We start from the raw sequence: 19,357 nt of genomic DNA, 5'->3' as shown, positions 1-19,357 counted from the left end.
TCGGCTGGTCTTAACCGTTCGGGTTCAGCGGCTCAGGGTGGTCTCCTGCTCCACGCGCGACAGTTTCTCCGGATTGCGGACGTGATAGGCGCCGGTGACATAGCCGTTCTCGACCCGTACCGCCACCACGCCGTCGATCTCCCCATCGGCGCGGACGAGCAGCCCCGGGCCGCCATTGACCTGCACCAGTTCGACCGACCTTTCCACGTCGTCCTTCCACCAGCCGCCGGCCAGTAGGCGAGCCACTTTGTCGGCGCCCACGATGGGACGCGGGAGGGCGTGTCTGACTCCGCCGCCGTCGCTCAGGGCGACGACATCCGGCGCGAGGATGTCGAGCAGGCTCTGCAACTCGCCGGTCTCGACCGCTCGCTGGAAGGCGCGGAGCGCGGCTCTGGTCTCAGCCGGGGAGGCGACGCCGCGGGGTCGGCGCGCGGCGACGTGGCCCCGTGCCCGGTAGGCGAGCTGGCGGACGGCGGCCGGGCTCTTGCCGACGGCTTCGGCGATCTCCTCGTAGGCCAGGTCGAACACCTCGCGCAGCACGAACACCGCCCGCTCGGTCGGCGCGAGCGTCTCCAGCACCAGCAGCATCGCCATGGAGACGCTGTCGGCGAGTTCGACGTCCTCGGCCACGTCCGGCGCGGTCAGCAGCGGCTCGGGCAACCACGGACCGACGTAGGACTCCTTGCGCCGCCCGAGCGCGCGCAGGCGGTCCAGCGCCTGCCGGGTGACGATCCGCACCAGGTAGGCCCGCTGCTCCCGCACGGCGGACAGGTCGACGTCCACCCAGCGCAGCCAGGTCTCCTGGAGGACGTCCTCGGCGTCGGCGGCCGAACCGAGCATCTCGTAGGCGACGGTGAAGAGCAGGTTGCGGTGGGCGACGAACACCTCGGTCGCCTCGTCCACCACTTCCGGCGCGTCCGCCACTTCCGGCGCGTCCATCCGGTCGGCGCGGTCGAGCGGCTCGGCCGTGCCCGGCGTTCGTTCGCTGCGCTCGCTCATACCCGGCTCCTAGCCGCTGGTTCTCAGCCCCTTGCACACACTGGACGTCGGCCCCCGCCAATTCGTAACACCCGCGGCCAGGTGGCCTACGTCACATGTCATCGGCCGTTACGGGGGCCGGGGCGCCGCCGTCTCGTCAGAACCCTGCGCGCAACACCCGAACCGCAAGTCCGGCGCGCCGCCGCACCACCTAGAAGGTAAGACGAACATGGCCGACAAAGCCCTGCCCGAGAACGTCCCCGGAAGTCACGTCAACCCGAATGGCCCCGTCCCCGGAGGAGGAGGGGACGGCTCGCCGCGGCCCGATCCTCGCCGCTGGTGGGCCTTGGCGGTCATCGCCCTCGCCCAGCTGGTCGTGATGCTGGACATGACCATCGTCAACATCGCCCTGCCGTCCGCGCAGCGGGACCTCGGCATGACCGACGGCAACCGGCAGTGGGCCATCACCGCCTACACCCTGGCCTTCGGCGGCCTGCTGCTGGTCGGCGGCCGCGTCGGCGACCTGTTCGGACGGAAGCGCGCCTTCATCGTCGGCCTGACCGGATTCGCCGCGGCGTCCGCGCTCGGGGGCGCCGCCACCGGACCCGGCATGCTCTTCGCGGCCCGCGCCCTCCAGGGCGTCTTCGCCGCGCTGCTGGCCCCCGCCGCGCTGTCCCTGATGACCACGACGTTCACCGACCCGCGCGACCGCGGCAAGGCGTTCGGCGTGTTCGGCGCCATCGCCGGCGCCGGGAGCGCCGTCGGCATGCTGGTCGGCGGATCCCTGACCGAGTACCTGGACTGGCGCTGGTGCCTGTACGTCAACGTCCCGGTCGCCGCCATCGCGGTACTGGGCGCGGTCGTGATGCTCAAGGAGCCGGGCCGCAGGGCCGGGTCCCGGCTGGACGTCCTCGGCGCCGTGCTCGGCTCCGCCGGTGCGCTGTCCATCGTCTACGGCTTCAGCGAGGCCGAGTCGCGCGACTGGGGCGACCCCAGGGTCTCGGCCCTGCTGGTCGGCGGCGTGGCGCTCCTCGGGGTCTTCGCCCTGTGGCAGACCCGCGCCCGGACGCCGCTGCTGCCCCTGCACATCGTCAAGGACCGCCAGCGGGCGGGCGCCTACCTGACGATGGGCCTGGTGACCGTCGCCATGTTCGGCGTCTTCCTGTTCCTGACCTACTACATGCAGGGCATCAAGGGCTGGTCGCCGCTGAAGACCGGCGTGGCCTACCTGCCGATGACCGCCTGCATGATCATCGGTTCCACCCAGATCTCGGCGCGGCTCCTGCGGCGGGCGCCGGCGCGGGCGCTGATCGTGCCGGGCCTGGCGCTGGGCGTCTGCGGGCTCGCCTTCCTGGCCTCGATGGACGTCGACAGCACCTACCTCGGCCACGTCCTGCCCGGCGTCTGCCTGATGGGCCTCGGCATGGGCACCACCTTCATGGCGGCCATCGCCACGGCCACCGGCCGCGTCGCCCCGCACGAGCAGGGGGCGGCCTCCGCCACCCTCAACACCATGCAGCAGGTGGGCGGGTCGGTCGGCACCGCGCTGCTCAACACGATCGCCGCCGGGGCCACCACGGACTGGCTGGCGAGCCACCGGATCATTCCCGTCGAGCGGACGCCGCAGGTGAGGGCGGCACTGGCGGAGGCGACGGTGCACGGCTACTCGGTGGCGACGTGGACCTCCGCGGGCATCATGCTGCTGGCCGCGGTGATCGCGGGCGTCCTCATCAACGCCAAGGCGCCAGGACGTCAGGTCGGCGCGGCGGCGGCCGACCGGACGGGCGCCGACCGCGAGGCCGGGGTCCTCGACACGCCGATCAGCGCGGGATAGCGATCGACGGACTCCGAGCATGTGGAGTCGAGCCCCTGTGCCAAGGCCCGCGTCTTGGGGCAGGGGCTCCGCGGCTCGGCCCTTAATGGTGCGACCGAAATTGAAAAACCCCCTGAAGTCGCGAGCGGAACCTTCTTGATCAATTCCGGATGTCGACGGTTGCCCATATATGAAGTTCACCGGAAAGCGGTGGCCGCATAAGGTCAATAGGGCAGGTTGTGCGGGCGCGCGGGGGGTTGGTAATTTTTGCCTCCAACGGGGTAGGGGTTGTTATCGACTCGCCAGAGTCGTTCGGGGGGAAGATGGCGGACGACGAAAATGAACGAGTTCTCGCCGAACTGCAAAAGGAGCTGTCCGCCAGGCCGCTGACGATCGGGGTCGTCGGCGTCTCCGGGGTGGGAAAGTCGACCTTGGTCAACACCATTTGCAATACCGACTTGCCGACGAGCGCGACCGTCGCCTGCACGAAGGAGTTCGAGGCGCAGGACGTCGTCCTGAACGCACAGGACGGCTCGGTCCGGGATTACCGCGCGAAGCTCAGGATCGTCGACGCTCCGGGGCTCGGGGAGAGCGTCGACAAGGACCCCGAGTACCTCGCGATGTACCGCTCGGAGCTGCCGAAATGCGACGTCGTCCTCTGGCTCAGCGCGGCCAGGAACCGCGCCGTCGCGCTGGAGCAGCGGTATCTCCAGGAGTTGGCCGAGTTCGGTGACCGCACGGTCTTCGGGCTGAGCCAGGCCGATCTCGTGGATCCGCTCGACTGGGATTCCACGGTGAATCTCCCTTCCGAGACCCAGGAACGGAACATCCGCGAGATCTGCCAGGACCGCGCCGCGAAGTTTTCCGATGCTCTCGGAGAAGACGTCGCCTTCATCCCGGTCTCGTCGGGCAAGCGGTACAACCTGCAGCCCCTCTTCACGGAGCTTTTGGAGAGGTCTCCAGACGAGCGGGCCTGGATGATCGCCCTCTTGAAAGCCTTCACCGTGGACGACTGGATCCCCGAGGGCTTTCGCGAAGGCCGATCCGAATCCTCGCGGAGCGCGGGCCAGAGCGGATTCTCCGGGCTGTTCCGCAAGAAGCGCGACTGACGAAGCGCGCGACGATTCACCCCAACGATCGAGTTTCACCAAGTGAACGAGCAGGGGGCAGTTCATGGACGCCGCCGACCGGGCGAAGATCATCAGGCAGATGGGCATGTACAGCCAGAGCGAGCAGCAGCAGCTCGCCCGCACGGAGTCCTCCCTGGAGAAATGGGCGAGGACCATCAAGGAGATCACCGGAGTCATGGTCAACGTCGCCAAGATCATGAAGGAGATCCTGGAGATGCTGGACCGGCACAACCGCCGGTAGCGGCTCCGCCCACGCCGGAACCACCACGAGCCCTGGCCACCGCAAGGCGGCCAGGGCTCGTGCCGTCCCCGCCTGCTGTAGGCGCAGCCGTCCAGCCTGGGGGTTGTCCCATCGGCGCGGTCCATCGACTCGGGAAGACCGGCCGGTTATGCTCCGACCCTATAAATGCCAACGACACCCCAAGGGCAACGGATGAGTGTCGACGAGACGGCCCCACTTCGCGTCCTCGTGGTGGACGGCGACCCCAATGTCCGAGCTGACGTGACCTCCCTGCTCGACTCCAGCGACGAACTCCAGGTCGTCGCCGAGACGCCCGACCCCGGCGCGGTCCGCTCGCTCGCAGGTCAGCTGCGGCCTGACATCGTCCTGCTGGACGCCGCGTCCGCCGACCACGCGGGCCCGCTCAGCCACACCTCGCGGGTCTTCGTCCTCGCCCAGCGGGACAGCCCCGCCGTCCAGGAAGCCCTCAGCGCCGGCGCGTGCGGGCACCTCGTACCCGGCGACTTCACCATCCCCGAGCTCATGCGCAGCGTCCGGGACGCGTCCCGGACCTCGCTCGGCCTGTCCGCCCGCGAGTCGGAGGTCATGGACCTCATCGCCACCGGTCGCTCCAACGGCGAGATCGCCCGCCAGCTCTTCCTCAGCGAGAAGACGGTCAAGAACCACGTCAACCGCATCTACGCCAAGCTCGGCGTCAGCTCCCGCGCCACCGCCATCGCCCTCTGGCGCGGCATGGTCAGCGTCCTCCCCGCGCGGGACTAAACCGATTCGCACTAGGTCCGCAGCTCCTGATACTGTTCCTCCTGTCGCAAGGGCCCCCGGAGGCCCGCCGACAGGCGCCGTTAGCTCAATTGGCAGAGCAGCGGACTCTTAATCCGCGGGTTCGGGGTTCAAGTCCCTGACGGCGCACCCGTGACTCTTCTCTGACAGGGCGTTCTTCGTTGCGAAGAACGCCCTTTTCGATGGGCCCGGACGCCGGTATGAGGGTCGCCAAGGCGGCGGTGGAGTGCCGAGCCACGTTGGTGAGTGCCCTGCTGGATGGCGGTCGCCGCGGGCGTGACCGCGCCGGTCGAGTTCGTCAACGTGCTCGGCGGCGACCTCCAGCCCGGCGTCGCCTGGGTGCTGAACGCCGTGGGCTTGGCGTCCGCGACCGTCGCGTTGTTGCGGACGCCGAACGACGAGGTCGGCCTGCCGCCGGTGCGGCGGCCCCAAGCGGGCTGACCGGCCGCGTCGGCCGGGCATCCGGGTCACGGGCCAGTTTCGGTGGGCGTACCAGGTCTGGCCGTCGCTCTCACCCACGTCGGTCTCGGTAGGGCGGCGCGTCGGCTGTGTCGGGGGTCAGGTTCACGATTTCGTCCACGGTGCCGGGTGGCGGGGGCGTGTGGGTGATCAGGAGGATGCCGGGGCCGGAGGCGGCGTCGTTGAGGATGTCGGTGACGAGTTCGTGAGCAGTACCGGGATCTAGGTGGGCGGTGGGCTCGTCCAGCACGAGGATCCGCGCGCCGGTCAGGAACGCTCGGGCGAGCGCGATGCGCTGCCGCTGGCCGCCGGAGACGCGGACGCCGTGCTCCCCCACCTCGGTGTCGAGACCCTCGGGCAGGCTCGCGATCCAGTCCCATACGCGGGCGCGGCGCAGCGCGGCGACGATGTCGGGTTCGGAAGCGTCCGGTCTGGCCAACTGGACGTTGGCGCGGATGGTGGTGGTGAACAGGTGCGCGTCCTGGTCGACCAGGACGACGACCCGCCGGACGTCGTCCTGCGCGTAGTCCCGGAGGTCGTGGCCGTCCAGGGTGACGCGGCCGTGGTCTGGGTCGCGGAAGCGGACGAGCAGGTGGGCAAGGGTCGTCTTCCCGCTGCCGCTCGGTCCGAGCAGCGCGATCCGGCGGCCGGGGCGCAGGTCGAGATCGACGCCGGCCAGCACCCAGGGTGAGTCGGGGCCGTAGCGAACGTGAACGTCCTGGACCCGCAGCAGGTCGCCGCGCGGCGCGGGTAGCGGGGAAGGTGGGTCGGCGGCGGGTGGCGTCGGAGCGGTGAGCACGGCCAGCCGGACGGCCGCGCCGTGCGCGGTGAGGAGGTCGCGGGCCGCGTCGGGCAGCGGCCGGACGGCGTCGAACGCGGCCATCGTGACCAGCGCAAGCGCCGCGAGTAGCACGCCTGGTAGCGCCCCCTGCTGGACGGCGGACAGCCCGGCGACCAGCACGGCGAGGATCGTGGCCGAGGTGAGCAGGACCGTCGCGGCGGTGCCGGACGCGGCGACGCGGGCGTCCCGGCGCGCGACCCGCTCCAGCACGGTGTCGGCGGCGGCGATCCGGGCGAGTTGGCCGTCCACCACGTCGAACGCGACCAGGTCGGGCGCGGCGTGGACGAGTTCGACGGTCTCGGCGTCGAGCGTGCCCCGGGCGTCGGCGCGGCGGCGGGCGGTGGCGCGGGTGAGCGCGACGGTCACGGCGGGGATCAGCAGCGCGGCGGGCAGCAGTCCGAGCGCCAGCCAGAGCCCGGCGATGGGGAGGAGCCCGGCCAGCGCGGCGGCCGAGCCCGCGCCGACGGTGAGCGCGATCAGCGGCGGGACGAGTCCGCGCAGGTAGAGGTGCTGGGTCGCGTCGACGTCGGCGACGAATCCGGTGAGCAGGTCGCCGCTGCGGGCTCCCGGCAGCCCGGCCGGGACGAGCGGCTCCAGCCGCCGGAACCAGCGCACCCGCAGCGCGGCGAGCAGCCGCAGGCTCGCGTCGTGCGCGACGAGCCGCTCGGCGTAGCGGAACACCGCCCGCGCCAAGCTGAGCGCCCGCACCGCCGTGATCACCATGGCGAGCGTGACGAGCTCGGGGCGGAGCGCCGCTCGCGAGATGAGGTAGCCGGACGTGCCCATCAGCGCGACGCCCGCGCCGAGGGCGAGTGCGCCGCAGAGCGCGGCGGCGGCGAACCGGTGCGCCGACGGCCGCGCCGCCGCCAGCAGCGCGGCCAGCGGACGTCCGGGCAGCCGACGCTCGGGCAGTGGGCGTCCGGGCCGCAGTCGTCCGCGCATGGCACGTTCGGGCCGCAAGCGTTCGGGCCGCAAGCGTTCGGGCGGCGGGGGTTTGGTCATGTCATCGCGTCCGCGCCTCGTTGGGCGCGGCCCGACGCCAGTTCGACCACCTGGTCGGCGCCCTCAGCTAGCCGGGCGTCGTGGGTGGCGACGACGACCGTCCGGCCGGGGAGGGTGCGGAGGGCGTCGATCGCGAGCCGTGCGGCGGCCGCGTCGAGATGGGCGGTGGGCTCGTCCAGGAGGAGGAGCGGCGCCGGACGGGCCAGCGCCCGTGCCAGCGCGAGGCGGCGCACCTCTCCGGCGGAGAGCCCGGCGCCGTTCTCTCCCACCGTCCGGTGAAGCAGTGCCCCGGCCCCGACCAGCTCGGCGGCGGCGACCGGGCTGCGGGAATCGGCGGAGCCGATGGCTTGGAGCGCCGGGCCGGGACGCAGCCGGGGACGCTGCGGCAGCCACGCCACGAGCCGCCGCCACTCGTCCGGGTCGACGGCGGAGAGGTCGGCTCCGTCCACGGTGATCAGCCCGGACGACGGCGCGACGAACCGCAGCAGCACGGCCAGCAGGGTGCTCTTGCCCGCGCCGCTCTCCCCGAGGACGACCGTGCGCTCCCCCGGACGGATCTCCAGGGAGACGTCCTCCAGCACGGGCGGGCCGCCGTCGTAGCGGACGGTGACGTCCTCCAACCGGACGACCCCGAACCGCACCGGGCGAGGCGGGCCGCCAGGCGGCGGGACGGCGGGCGGCAGCGCGAGAAGGTCGCCGATCCGCCGCGCCGCGGCCATCCCGTCCGCGCCCGCGTGGTACTCGGCCGCGAGACCGCGCAACGGCCCGTACAGCTCGGGCGCGAGGACGAGGATCGCTAGGCCCGCGTCCAGTCCGAGGCCGCCGGTGACGAGCCGGAGCCCGATCCCCACCGCGACCAGCGCCGTCCCGAGCGTGGCGGCCAGTTCCAGGACGAACGCCGACAGGAACGCGACCCGCAGGACCCCCATCGTCTCCCGGCGGTAGCGCTCGGTGTTGTCGGCGACCGTCTCGGCCTGGGCGCGTCCCCGGCGATAGGCGCGCAGGGTGGGCAGGCCGGTGACGACGTCCAGGAAGTGTCCGCTCATCCGGGTGAGGGCGCGCAGGCGGGCCCTCGTGCGGGCCTGGGTGGCGCGTCCGATCAGCGCCCCGAACAGCGGGATCAGCGGCAGCGTCACCAGCATGACCAGCGCCGACAGGACGTCATGGAAGGCGACCCAGCCGAGGATCGCGGGCGGGACCAGCACCGCCGTCATCACCTGCGGCAGGAACCGGGCGAGGTAGATCTCCAGCGCCTCACCGCCGTCGACCGCGGCGGTCACGGCCTCGGCGGCGGTCACCCGTCCCGGCCGGACCCGGACGAGCCGCCGCAGCACCCGGCCGCGCAACTCGCGCACCATGCGGTTCGCCATGACGCGGCATCCGACGTCCCGCGCCCAACCGACCGCCGCGCGGGCGACGGCCACGGCGGCGAGGCACAGCAGCGACGGCGCCAGTTCCCGGACGCCGCGATGTTGGAGGAAGCCCGCGACCACGACGTGCGCGAACAGGACCACCTGGACGATCGTGAGCACCGCCGCGCACGCCGCCGACAGGCCCGCCACCGCCAGGAGGCGATGGACGCCCGGGACGTGCCGGGGCAGCCACGAGTCGGTCGCGCGCATCGTCCGGCTACTCCGCGGCCGAGGCCCCGCCGGGCCGCTCGTCGCCGTCCCGCCGCTTGGCGCCGCCTCGGGTGATCGCGTGCAGCGGGCTGGGCGGACGCGCGAAGTCGTCCCGCGACAATCGGGCGCGGAACACCCAGAGCGCCCAGACCTGGTAGGCGAGGACGACCGGCAGGAAGACCGCCGTGATGATCGTCATCGCGACCAGCGAGTAGTGGTTGGACGCGGTGCCGTAGATCGTCAGGCTGGGCGAGCCCGCCGTGGACGAGACGACGACACGCGGGTACAGGCGGGCGAACAGGGCCGCTACCAGCAGTACCACCGCCGCCGAGGTGCCCGCGAACGCGGCCAGGGGTCGTCCGGCCAGGGCCAGCGGTCCGGACGCCGCCGCGGCGGCCAGGCTCAGCCCGATCAGCACGAGCGCCGGTGTCCGGTATGGCGCGGACGACCACGTCTGGACGGCCGTCCACACCACGAACGCGATCAGCAGCGCTGCGGCGGCGGGCCACAGCGCGAGCGCGGTCCGGCGCGCCCGGCGGGCGAGGCCGTCCCGGGTGCGGAACGCCAGGAACAGGGCCCCGTGCAGCGCGAACGCCGCGACGAGCGCGATCCCGGCGAGTACCGAGTAGAGATCGAACATGCCGAGCTCGCCGCCGGTCAGCTCACCGCGCGCGTCCATCGGCACGCCCCGGGTGATCTTGGCGAAGACGACGCCGAGCAGGAACGGGATCGCGGCGCTCGACACGGGCAGTGCGACGTCCCAGCGGCGGCGCCAGCCCGGATCGTCGTGCTTGTTGCGGTACTCGATCGCGACGCCGCGCACGATCAGCGCGACGAGCGTCGCGAAGAAGACCAGGTAGAAGCCGGAGAACATGCTCGCGTACCAGCCGGGGAAGGCGGCGAACGTGGCGCCGCCCGCGACGATGATCCACACCTCGTAGCTGTCCCAGACGGGCAGGATCGTGGCGAGCAGCGCGTGCCGCTCCGGGTCGTCGCGGCCGAGGAACGGGTAGAGCATCCCGACGCCGAAGTCGATCCCGTCCAGCAGGAAGAACCCGATCCACAGCACCGCTATCAACGCGAACCACAACGTCTGGAGGTCGAGGTGCCCTGACGTGGTGCCCATGGATGGTGCGCCTTTCGACGGTCAGTACAGCATCGGCGGGAGCGCGTCCTCGCGGGTGATCTCGGGGGCGGGGCGCTCCGGGCCCGTCCGGACGGCGCGCAGCATCAGCCACCCCTCGACCACCGCGAGAATCCCGTACACGACGGCGAACCCGCTCAGCGTCGCGATCACCTCGCCGGTGCCGACGAGCGGGGAGATTCCGTCGTGCGTCCGCAGCAGCCCCTGGACGATCCACGGTTGGCGTCCCATTTCGGTGAAAAGCCATCCGGCGGTGTTGGCGAGGAACGGCAGCAGCAGGAACAGGTACGCCGACCACGCGAACCAGCGGGACCGGTCGAGGCCGCGCCCCCGCCACCGTCCGAGCCACAACCACACGAGGCCGTACAGGAGGGCCAGGAACCCGATCGTGACCATCACGCGCCACGACCAGTAGACGCTTCCCACGATCGGCGTGTACCCGCCCGGCCCGTAGCGCCGCTCGTACTCCCGCTGGACGTCGTCGATGCCGCGGATCTCGCCGTTCCAACTGTTGGTGGCCAGCAACGACAGGCCGTGCGGCAGGACGATGTCGACGTCCGTCCGCTCGGGGTGCTTCTCCCAGGGCCCGATCGCCAGCAGGGACAGCGGCGCTGGCGATTTCGTCTCGTACAGCGCCTCCGCCGCGGCCATCTTCATCGGCTGCACCCGCGCGATGATCTGCGCCTGGTAATGTCCCACGCCGATCACCACGACGGCCGCCGCGACCGTCACCCACAGCGCGCCCCGGACGGCCGCCCGGAACAACACGACGTTCTCCCCTTTGCGCAGCCAGTACGCGGACACGGCGATGACGAGCAGCCCGGCCGTCACCAGCGACGCCGCGATCGTGTGGAAGAAGTGCGTGAGCTGCAACGGCTGCAGAAGCACGTCCCCCAGCGAATCCATCTCGGCGCGCCCGTCCTTCAGGACGTGCCCGACCGGATGCTGCATCCACGAGTTCGCCGCGAGGATGAAGTAGGCGGACGACGTCGTCCCCGCCACCACCATCCAGATCATCGCCAGATGGACGCGCGGACGAAGCCGATCCCACCCGAAGAGCCAAAGCCCAAGAAACGTGGACTCCAGGAAGAACGCCACCACGCCCTCGATCGCGAGCGGCGCCCCGAACACCGACCCCACGAACCGCGAATACACCGACCAGTTCATTCCAAACTGGAACTCCTGGACGATCCCCGTCACGACACCCAACGCGAAGTTAATCAGGAAGAGCTTCCCAAAGAACCGCGTCATCCGCAGATAGTGCTCTTTCCCGGTACGATGCCACGCAGTCTGCATCCCTGCCACGAACCACGCCAGACCAATCGTGACCGGGACAAAGAGAAAGTGATAGACAATGGTGACCGCGAACTGCCACCGATCCAGCGCAGCGGTCGCCCCCACGAACACCCCTCCGAACGAACCGGCCCCACACCGGCCCACCCAGGATTCCCCACCCCCCGCCTCACCAAAAGAACCCCCCGTCAAATCTCAACCAAGCCCCCACCCCAAACCCCACCTATACCCGCCAAACCCCTGGTCGCCCGCCCAGCAGAGCCCGCACCAGATCGACCGGCACCGTATCGAGCGACCATTGAAATCGGTCACCTGGTCGCCGCCAGTCGGCTCGCCCAAGGACAGGTCGAGCATCTAGTTGACCTCGCACGCGAACTCAAAGAACGGAACACTGATCAGGAGGCTTGAACTCCGGTGAGCTTCGTTCAAGCTTCCCAATGACGCTCAGCCAGGCCATGCGCAAGGGCGGCGATCTCGGGATCGGCGTCCGACTCAAGGCGTCCAAGGCAAGGCAACGCATCCTCGAATGCGCGGTCTACCGCAGTTTCCCATTCGATCTTGTCGGTGTAGTTTCCCGCATACTGCGGCTGAGCGTTTTTCGCCGATCTTCGCCAGGCGTGCGAAGAACGAGATATGTCAGCCACCAGACGGAGCACTTCTATCCGGAGGGTAGTCTTCCTGGCCTCGACGATATCGAGCAGCGTCGGCAGGGCGATGGCGGTCTCCCTGCTTACCGCCACACCCTGGTGGCAGATTTTCATCCGAAGGTGGAACAGCGCCTCCTCGGCCGACTCCTGATCCGCGGATTGAAGCGACTGCAGCAACTCCCGCAACTCTCGGCTGCCAGACAATGGTTTACTCGTGGTCCAAGGTTAGGGCCTGGTGAATGTAGGCGCGTAGGGCTTCTTTGTCTATTTTAGTGGGGTCTTTTAGGCGGACGTGTCTGGTTGTTTTGCCCTTGCCTTCCAGGAGGCCGTGTGGGTCGGTGAATTCGGCGCCTCGGGTGAAGGCGAGGGTGATGTGGGTCTTGCTGCGGCTGATGATGGCCAGGAGTTTGGCGGCCTTCCAAGCCGGGGAGCCGCGGCTGATGGTCTCCTGGGCTTCGGGGGCCTCCTCTCGCATCAAGGTTCGGACGATCGTCACGATCTCCTGGTGGTGGGGCGGGAGGTGTTTCTGCATGTATTCGTCGATCTCGTTCATGGGTGTCCCCCTCAGAGTGTCGTCAGGTCGATGGTGGCGGCCAGGGCGGCGGCGCCCGCGTCGTTCGGGTGGAGGTGGTCGCCGAAGTCGAAGGCCGGACGGAGCGCGTCCGGGACGTGCGGGTCGGCCAGCGCGCGGTCGAAGTCGGCCACGGCGTCGTAGGCGCCGCTGGTGCGGATCCAGTGGTTCACCGCGTCGCGGATCCGCTCGTTGGCCGGTGTGTCGTAGCCCTCGGCGCCCTTCATCGGCGTGATCGTGGCGCCGACGATCCGGACGCCGCGGGCGTGCGCGGCGCGGATCAGCGTCTGGTGCGCGGCGATGACCTGCCGCGCCGTCACCTTCGGCGAGGCGCCGCAGCCGAAGTCCGGAAACCCGCCGCCGCCGATGTCGTTGAGCCCTTCGAGGACGATCACGGTCCGCACGCCGGGCCGGTCGAGGACGTCGCGGCGGAAGCGGCCGAGGCCCTTCTCGCCGTAGCAGGGCGAGTCGGCCAGGAGTTTGTTGCCGTTGATCCCGGCGTTGACGACGGTCAGGCGTCGGCCGGAGGAGGTGAGGCGTTCGGCGAGGCGGTCCGGGTAGCGGCGGTCCGTGTCGGGGGTTGAGCCGTGGCCGTCGGTGATGGAGTCGCCGAACGCGACCACGGTCCCGCGAAGGGGCGGTGCGGTTCCGGTGACGTCGACGCCGGTCAGGAAGTACCGCGAGTGGCTGGTCTCGCCCGCGAACGCGCCCGGCCCAGGGTCGGACAGGCGGTTCCCGGCGGCGCGGTAGGTGGTGGTCAGGCCGCCCTCGTGGAAGGTCGCGGGGCCCGTTGGCCCGGCGAAGTAGAGCGTCACCGTTAGGGATTCCAGGGGTGCGACGGGCAGCGCGGCCGGGTCGGAGGTGGTGGAGCCGCCCGCCGGGACGACGGTCGCCGCGCGGTGGCCGAAGCGCAGCGTCCGCAGGGTGCCGGGACGGAGCGCCGCGCCGCCGCCGCTCTTGGCGACGGTCGCGCCGGTCACGCGGAGCGGGGACGTCCCGTAGGCGTTGGACAGGCGGATCCGAACGCGCGAGCCGCCCGCGCTGATCCGGACCACCTGCCGGACGGACTGCGCGGCGAACCCGTCGAGCGACCAGTTCGGCCCGTCCCACTCGTTGCCCGGCACGGGATGGTGCGGCGCGGCGCTCCACGCCCCGTACCAGGCGCCGGGCGGACGCTCTGACGCCGAGGCGACTCCGGGCGGGACGGCGAGCGCGCCGACCAGGGCGACGGCGAGCAGGCGGCGGTGCGGGCGACGGATCATGGAGAACCTTCCGGGCGGTCGGGCTGACCCCGAAGACTCTCCAGTGCCCCCCTTACATTTTGTTTACGCCCGTCCCGCCGTCCACCCCCGGTCCTATAGTGCCGCCATGCGTTTCGGGGTGCTCGGGACGGTCTCCGTGTGGACGGACGACGGCCGGACCGTCAGGGTCCCGGGCGTCAAGGTCCGCGCGCTGCTGGCGGCGCTGCTCGTCCACGAGGGCGATCCGGTGTCCGGCGACCGGCTGATCGACTGGCTGTGGGGCGACGCGCCGCCCGCCGGGCCCGCCGCCGCGCTGGCGGTGAAGGTGTCCCAGCTCCGCCGTGCGCTGGCGGACGCGGAGCCGGGCGGCCGGGCGCTCGTCCGGTCGCCGCCGCCCGGCTACCGCCTGGACGCCGCCGCCGTCGACGCCCGCGAGTTCGCGCGGCTCGTCGCCGAAGCGGGGCGGGCCGCCGGACCGGAGCCGAAGGCGGCCCTGCTGTCCGGCGCGCTGGCCCTGTGGCGGGGCCCGGCCTACGCCGACGTCGCCGACGAGCCCTTCGCCGGACCGGTGATCGCGAAGCTGACCGAGCAGCGGCTCACCGCCGTGGAGGATCTCGCGGAGGCGCGGCTCGCGCTGGGCGAGCACGCCGCGGCGGTGGCCGAGCTGGACGCCCTGCTCGCCGGGCACCCGCTGCGCGAGCGCGCCCGCGCGCTGCACATGCTGGCGCTCTACCGGTCCGGACGGCAGGCGGACGCGCTGGCCGGGTTCGACGCGACCCGCGCGCGGCTCGCCGACGAGCTGGGCCTTGACCCGGGCGCGGAGCTCACGGCCCTGCGCGCGGCGATCCTCCGGCAGGACGCCGCACTCGACCCGCCGCCGCCGTCCGTCGCGGTGGCGCCGCCGACGACGAACCTCCCGGCGGCGCTCACCCCGCTGATCGGCCGGGACGAGGCCGTCGCCGAGGTCGGCGCCCTGGTCGAGGCCGGACGGCTCGTCACGCTGACCGGCGTCGGCGGGGTCGGCAAGACGCGGCTGGCGGAGGCCGCTGCCGCGGGCCGGACCGGCGCGTTCGCGGACGGCGTGTGGCTTGTCGAGCTGGCCTCGTTCGACCGGGCGGACGACCCGGACGCGGCCGACTGCCTGGCCGACACGATCATGGCGGTGCTCGGGATCCGGGACGCCGCCGCGCCCGGCGACGCAGCATCGGCCGCGGAGCGGCTCGCGCGGGCGCTGCGCGTCCGGCGGCTGCTGCTCGTCCTGGACAACTGCGAGCACGTGGTCGAACCGGTCGCCGAGCTGGTCAGCGGGCTGCTGGCCGCCGTGCCGGGGCTGAGCGTCCTCGCGACGGGGCGGGAGCCGCTCGGGCTGGCGGGCGAGGTCGTGTGGTCGGTGCCGCCGCTCGACGTCCCCGAACCAGGAGCCGAGGCCGGGGCGGGTGCGGCCGGGCTGGAGCGGTACGGCGCGGTGCGGCTGTTCGCGGCGCGGGCGTCGGCGGCGATGCGCGGTTTCGCGCTGTCCGAGGAGAACGCGGACGCGGTCGCGGAGCTGTGCAGGCGGCTCGACGGGCTGCCGCTGGCGCTGGAGCTGGCCGCGACCCGCGTCCGGGCCCTCGGCGTGGGCGGTCTCGTCGCGGGCCTGGACGACCGGTTCCGCACACTCGGCCACGGCTACCGGGACGCGCCGCCCCGGCAGCGGACCCTCCTCGCCGTGATCGACTGGAGCTGGCGGCTGCTCACCGAACCCGAGCGGCTCGTGCTGCGCCGCCTCGCGGCCCACGCCGACGGCTGCACCTCCGAGGCCGCCGCCGCGGTCTGCGCGACGGACGACGACGTGCTCGACGTCCTGTCCCGGCTGGTGGACCGGTCACTCGTCGTCGCCGACCACGGACCGGACGGGCCCCGCTTCCGGCTGCTGGAGTCCGTGGCGGCGTTCTGCGTCGCGCGCATGGCGGACGCCGGTGAGCTGGACGCGGTCCGCCGCCGCCACCGCGAGTACTACGCCGATCTCGCCGAACGGGCCGAGGACCACCTCTACGGGCACGGGCAGCGCGACTGGCTGACCCGGCTCGACGCGGACGGCGCCAACCTGCGGGCCGCGCTCGACGGCTCCATCCAAGAAGGCGCGGCGGCGACGGCCCTCCGGATGGTCAACGCGCTGGCCAGGCACTGGTTCCTGCGTGGACGCCTGGCCGAGCTGGACCGGTCGGCGCAGGCGGCGCTGGGCCTGCCGGGGGACGTCCCGCCGTCCGCCCGCGCGACGGCCCTGGCCTGGCGGACGGCCGCCTCCTTCCTCCTCGGCGACGTCGGCGGATGGTGCGAGCGGCACGCCGCCGTCATCAGCGCGCTCGACGCCGCGGACGATGCCGATCCGGTGCGTCGCGGCCGGGCCGAATGGCTGCTCGCCTACGCGGAGATCGACCTCGGTGACGTCGCCGCGGTCGGAGAGCGGATCGACCGCGTCCTCGCCGCCGCCGAGACGGCCGGAGACGCCTGGACGCAGGCCGCCGCGCTCGCCCTCCGCGCCAAGCACGCCCACATCGTCGGGGACTTCCCGGCCCTGGACGAGGCGGGCGAACGCGCCGCCGACCTGTTCCGCCGCCTCGGCGACCGGTGGGGCCTGCTCCAGGCGACGGAATGGCTCGCCGCGTCGGCCGCGCTGCGCGGCGACCACGACCGGGCCGCCGCGATCCACCGCGAGTCGCTCGCGATCGCCGAGGAACTCGGCCTGTGGACGGAGGCGGCGGGCCAGCTCGCCTGGCTCGGCTGGAACGCCATGCAGCGCGGCGACCTCGCGGCGGCGCTCGACCTCAGCGGCCGGGGCCTGCGGCTCGCCGTCCGGCAGGACGCGCCGCTGACCGTGGTGTTCGCGCGGCTCGGCGTGGCGTTCGCGGCCCGCCGCCAGGGCGATCTCGACACCGCCGAACGCGAGTTGCGGACCATCATCGCCACCGCGGACCGGCGGGACGACGGCCCCGGCCTCCCCCTCTACCTGCCCGGCGCGCTGATCGAGCTGGGCCGGGTCGCGCTGAGCCGGGGCGACGCGGCGGCGGCCGGGCGGCGGCTCCGCGAGGCGTTCGCCGCGGCGGCGCGGCTCGGCGCCGTCCGCGACACGGCCGCCGCGCTGGACGGGCTGGCCGCCGTCGCGGTCGCGGCGGGACGTCCGGACGACGCGGCGCTCCTGCTCGGCGCCGCCGCGAGCGCCCGCGAATCGACGGACACGCTCGTCGCCCCGTCCGACCGGAGCGAGATCGACGGGACGGCGGCGGCCGTCCGGGCCGCGCTCGGCGGCGAGGCGTTCGACAAGGCGTCCGCGCGGGGCCGCACGCTAGGCCCGGCCGAGATGAAAGCCCTGGCCGAGGGGCAGGACGGCGCGGAGATAAGCATTCGGTAATCGCGCCCCGGCATGATCGGCCGGGCAACGCGCACGGTCATACGCACGGTCATACGCACGCGCACGGGCACGCCACGAACCCCACCCAGGAGAGCACCGATGAGACAGCGGCTGAGCGTGATCACCCTCGGCGTGGCGGACGTCCGCCGCGCGACCGCCTTCTACGAGGCGCTCGGTTGGCGGGTGGACGCCGCCGTGGACGACGAGTCCGACCAGATCGCCTTCTTCCAGGCCGGAGGGGTGATCGTCTCGCTGTGGGACCGCGCGAAGCTCGCCGCCGACGGCGGTGTGGTCGACGGCGGCGGATGGGGCGGCGCGACGCTGGGCCACAACCTCGGCTCGCCGCGGGAGGTGGACGAGGTCCTCGCGGCGGCGGAGGCGGCAGGGGCGGCCATCACCCGTCCGGCGCAAGCGATGTTCTGGGGCGGCTACTCCGGCGTGTTCGTCGATCCGGACGGCCATCCCTGGGAGATCGCCCACAACCCGGTTTGGACCGTCCACGACGACGGCTCGGTCACCCTATAAAGGAGCAAAAGAAATGAGCGTTCGTCATATCAATCCCGAAGGGCTCTCCCACAATCCGGCGTTCAGCCAGGCCGTGGTGGTCGAGCATCCGGCGAAGACGATATACATCGGCGGGCAGAACGGCGTGAACGCCGAAGGGAAGGTCGTCGGCCCCACGGTCAGCGAGCAGACCGCCCAGGCGCTCCGCAACCTCGCGACCATTCTCGAAAGCGAGGGAGCGACCCTGGCGAACATCGTCCACTGGAGGATCGCCGTCGTGGACGGCCACGCCTTCAACGAGGGTCTCGCCGCGTTCCAGCAGGCGTGGGACCCGGCCGACGCGCCGCCGGCCATCACCGTCCACGTCGTCGCCGGTCTCGGCCCCGGATTCCTGGTGGAGATCGACGCCGTCGCCGTCGTCTGAATTCGCGGCCTCAGCTCGCCAGGACGGAATCAACGAGAGCCCGGATCTCCTCATCGGTGAGCGGACGTTCCAGCCGGGTCAATTCCGCGTGGCACACGTCCACGATGGCCGGGATCGATGCCGGGTCGACGCTGATGCCGAGCCGCCGCAGGATGTCCGCCATTACGAGCGGGCCGCTCTGCGTGGTCAGCGGAATCCGGCGCTCGTTGCCGAACAAGGCGGGTTCGACGGAGTTGTGGATCAGCGGGTCCACGTCGCGCTCGGCGACGACCCAGTCGCCGCCGCCCCAGGAGAACGCGTCCCGGCCGGTGATCGGCTGGTTCGCGGCCGCCGGGTGGCCGGTCAGCTCGGCGCCGGCGCGGGCGAGCCCGGTCAGCGCGTCCAGCCGAAGGCCCGTGCGGACCCCGTACAGCGCCTCGAACGCGGCGGCGGTGGCGGCGAGGTCGGCGTTCCCGGGGCCGCCGCAGTAGCCGTTCACCGACGACTCGACGGCGACCGCGCCCGCCCGCACCGCCGCGACGGCGCACGCGACGCCGAGCCCGAACGTGTTGTGCGGGTGGATCCCGACCTCGACGCCGGGCGCGGCCGACACCGTCGCCTCGACCAGCCGGGCGAACGCCTCGGGCCCGACCGCGCCCGGCCCGTCGAACAGGACGATCTCGTCCGCGCCCGCGCGGGCCATCTCCGCCGCCGTCCCGGCCAGGTCCTCGTCCGTCAGGTAGGACACCAGCGTCAGCGCGGCGGCGACCCGGAGCCCTCTCGCCCGCGCGTGGCCGACGACGGCTGCGGCCCGCGCGACGACCTCGTCCCGGGACGCCGGGACGGGCCCGCCGAACATCCCGGACGCGGGCCCGAACCCGGGCACGGCCACCTGCACGGCGTCGTATCCGAGGTCCCGCGCGAGGTCGGCGCCCTCGGCGGTCGACACGAACGGGCAGGACACCACGCAGTCCGGCCGTTCCGCCTTGATCAGCGCCAGCTCGGCGCGGACGGCGTCCGGGTCGCGGCCGCCGGGCCCCGCCGTCACGATCTCCGGCACGCCCGAGCGGGCCAGCGAGCGCAGGAACTCCGCCTTCGCCTCCCCCGCGCCCGCCACGCCGGGCATGGACTCGATCGCGCGCATCGACGTGTCGCGCAGCCGGACGTGTTCGGGCAGCGCCCCGGTCACGGCGGCGTCGCGGTTCGCGGAAGCGACCGACCAGCGGCCCGGGACGTAGGCGCCGGGCGTCCGCGCCCGCCCGATGTCCGCGCGGAACCGTTCGATGCGGTCGTCCAC

Annotated in this window: 17 protein-coding genes and 1 tRNA gene; 9 read left to right on the top strand and 9 right to left on the bottom strand. The window is 72.3% G+C overall.

The window, feature by feature from the left end; all coding sequences use genetic code 11:
- Positions 1-24: 24 nt before the first annotated feature.
- Positions 25-939, bottom strand: coding sequence for an RNA polymerase sigma-70 factor (locus FXF65_RS06560; RefSeq protein WP_148348912.1), 915 nt, complete (start codon positions 937-939; stop codon positions 25-27).
- A gap of 268 nt (positions 940-1,207) precedes the next feature.
- On the opposite strand from FXF65_RS06560, the gene FXF65_RS06555 reads away from it, so the two are divergent.
- From FXF65_RS06555 to FXF65_RS06530, 6 genes are all read left to right on the top strand, one after another.
- Positions 1,208-2,812, top strand: coding sequence for an MFS transporter (locus FXF65_RS06555; RefSeq protein ID WP_148348784.1), 1,605 nt, complete (start codon positions 1,208-1,210; stop codon positions 2,810-2,812).
- Between the two features lie 302 nt (positions 2,813-3,114).
- Positions 3,115-3,900, top strand: coding sequence for a GTPase family protein (locus FXF65_RS06550; RefSeq protein ID WP_148348783.1), 786 nt, complete (start codon positions 3,115-3,117; stop codon positions 3,898-3,900).
- Positions 3,901-3,964: 64 nt separating this feature from the next.
- Positions 3,965-4,162: a hypothetical protein gene (locus FXF65_RS06545; protein ID WP_148348782.1), complete on the top strand. Its 198-nt coding sequence runs from the start codon at positions 3,965-3,967 to the stop codon at positions 4,160-4,162.
- Positions 4,163-4,354: 192 nt separating this feature from the next.
- Entirely contained in the window at positions 4,355-4,924 is a 570-nt protein-coding gene (locus FXF65_RS06540; RefSeq protein WP_148348781.1) for a response regulator transcription factor, read from the top strand.
- A 74-nt stretch (positions 4,925-4,998) separates the two neighbouring features.
- Positions 4,999-5,071 (top strand) — tRNA-Lys (locus FXF65_RS06535).
- Between the two features lie 129 nt (positions 5,072-5,200).
- On the top strand, positions 5,201-5,383 hold the full coding sequence (locus tag FXF65_RS06530; protein WP_148348780.1) for a hypothetical protein: 183 nt from the start codon (positions 5,201-5,203) through the stop codon (positions 5,381-5,383).
- A gap of 70 nt (positions 5,384-5,453) precedes the next feature.
- On the opposite strand, the gene cydC is transcribed toward FXF65_RS06530, so the two are convergent.
- The 7 genes from cydC to FXF65_RS06495 all read right to left on the bottom strand — a co-directional run bounded on the left by cydC (position 5,454) and on the right by FXF65_RS06495 (position 13,783).
- Positions 5,454-7,184, bottom strand: a complete 1,731-nt coding sequence (gene cydC / locus FXF65_RS06525) for a thiol reductant ABC exporter subunit CydC (RefSeq protein ID WP_187412133.1) — start codon at positions 7,182-7,184, stop codon at positions 5,454-5,456.
- 56 nt (positions 7,185-7,240) lie between these two features.
- Positions 7,241-8,866, bottom strand: a complete 1,626-nt coding sequence (gene cydD, locus FXF65_RS06520) for a thiol reductant ABC exporter subunit CydD (protein ID WP_148348778.1) — start codon at positions 8,864-8,866, stop codon at positions 7,241-7,243.
- A gap of 7 nt (positions 8,867-8,873) precedes the next feature.
- Entirely contained in the window at positions 8,874-9,992 is a 1,119-nt protein-coding gene (cydB, locus tag FXF65_RS06515) for a cytochrome d ubiquinol oxidase subunit II (protein WP_148348777.1), read from the bottom strand.
- A 21-nt stretch (positions 9,993-10,013) separates the two neighbouring features.
- Positions 10,014-11,411 (bottom strand): cytochrome ubiquinol oxidase subunit I, encoded by a 1,398-nt coding sequence (locus FXF65_RS06510; RefSeq protein ID WP_148348776.1) that lies wholly within the window; start codon positions 11,409-11,411, stop codon positions 10,014-10,016.
- A gap of 317 nt (positions 11,412-11,728) precedes the next feature.
- Positions 11,729-12,127: a hypothetical protein gene (locus tag FXF65_RS06505; protein WP_148348775.1), complete on the bottom strand. Its 399-nt coding sequence runs from the start codon at positions 12,125-12,127 to the stop codon at positions 11,729-11,731.
- Between the two features lie 31 nt (positions 12,128-12,158).
- Positions 12,159-12,503, bottom strand: a complete 345-nt coding sequence (locus FXF65_RS06500) for a DUF1801 domain-containing protein (protein WP_148348774.1) — start codon at positions 12,501-12,503, stop codon at positions 12,159-12,161.
- An 11-nt stretch (positions 12,504-12,514) separates the two neighbouring features.
- Positions 12,515-13,783, bottom strand: coding sequence for an SGNH/GDSL hydrolase family protein (locus FXF65_RS06495; protein ID WP_148348773.1), 1,269 nt, complete (start codon positions 13,781-13,783; stop codon positions 12,515-12,517).
- 106 nt (positions 13,784-13,889) lie between these two features.
- Between FXF65_RS06495 and FXF65_RS06490 the strand changes: the two genes are divergently transcribed.
- From FXF65_RS06490 to FXF65_RS06480, 3 genes are all read left to right on the top strand, one after another.
- On the top strand, positions 13,890-17,153 hold the full coding sequence (locus FXF65_RS06490; RefSeq protein ID WP_148348772.1) for an ATP-binding protein: 3,264 nt from the start codon (positions 13,890-13,892) through the stop codon (positions 17,151-17,153).
- A gap of 99 nt (positions 17,154-17,252) precedes the next feature.
- The gene (locus FXF65_RS06485; protein WP_148348771.1) at positions 17,253-17,678 is read left to right on the top strand and encodes a VOC family protein; all 426 of its coding nucleotides are present in this window, start codon (positions 17,253-17,255) and stop codon (positions 17,676-17,678) included.
- Between the two features lie 13 nt (positions 17,679-17,691).
- Entirely contained in the window at positions 17,692-18,081 is a 390-nt protein-coding gene (locus FXF65_RS06480; protein ID WP_148348770.1) for a RidA family protein, read from the top strand.
- Between the two features lie 10 nt (positions 18,082-18,091).
- On the opposite strand, the gene FXF65_RS06475 is transcribed toward FXF65_RS06480, so the two are convergent.
- A complete protein-coding gene (locus FXF65_RS06475) occupies positions 18,092-19,357 on the bottom strand; it encodes a hypothetical protein (RefSeq protein ID WP_148348769.1) in 1,266 nt (421 codons plus the stop codon).

Origin of the sequence: Actinomadura syzygii, from assembly GCF_008085905.1 — a bacterium.
Lineage (GTDB): Bacteria > Actinomycetota > Actinomycetes > Streptosporangiales > Streptosporangiaceae > Spirillospora > Spirillospora syzygii.
This window is presented reverse-complemented; position numbering and strand designations above follow the sequence as displayed.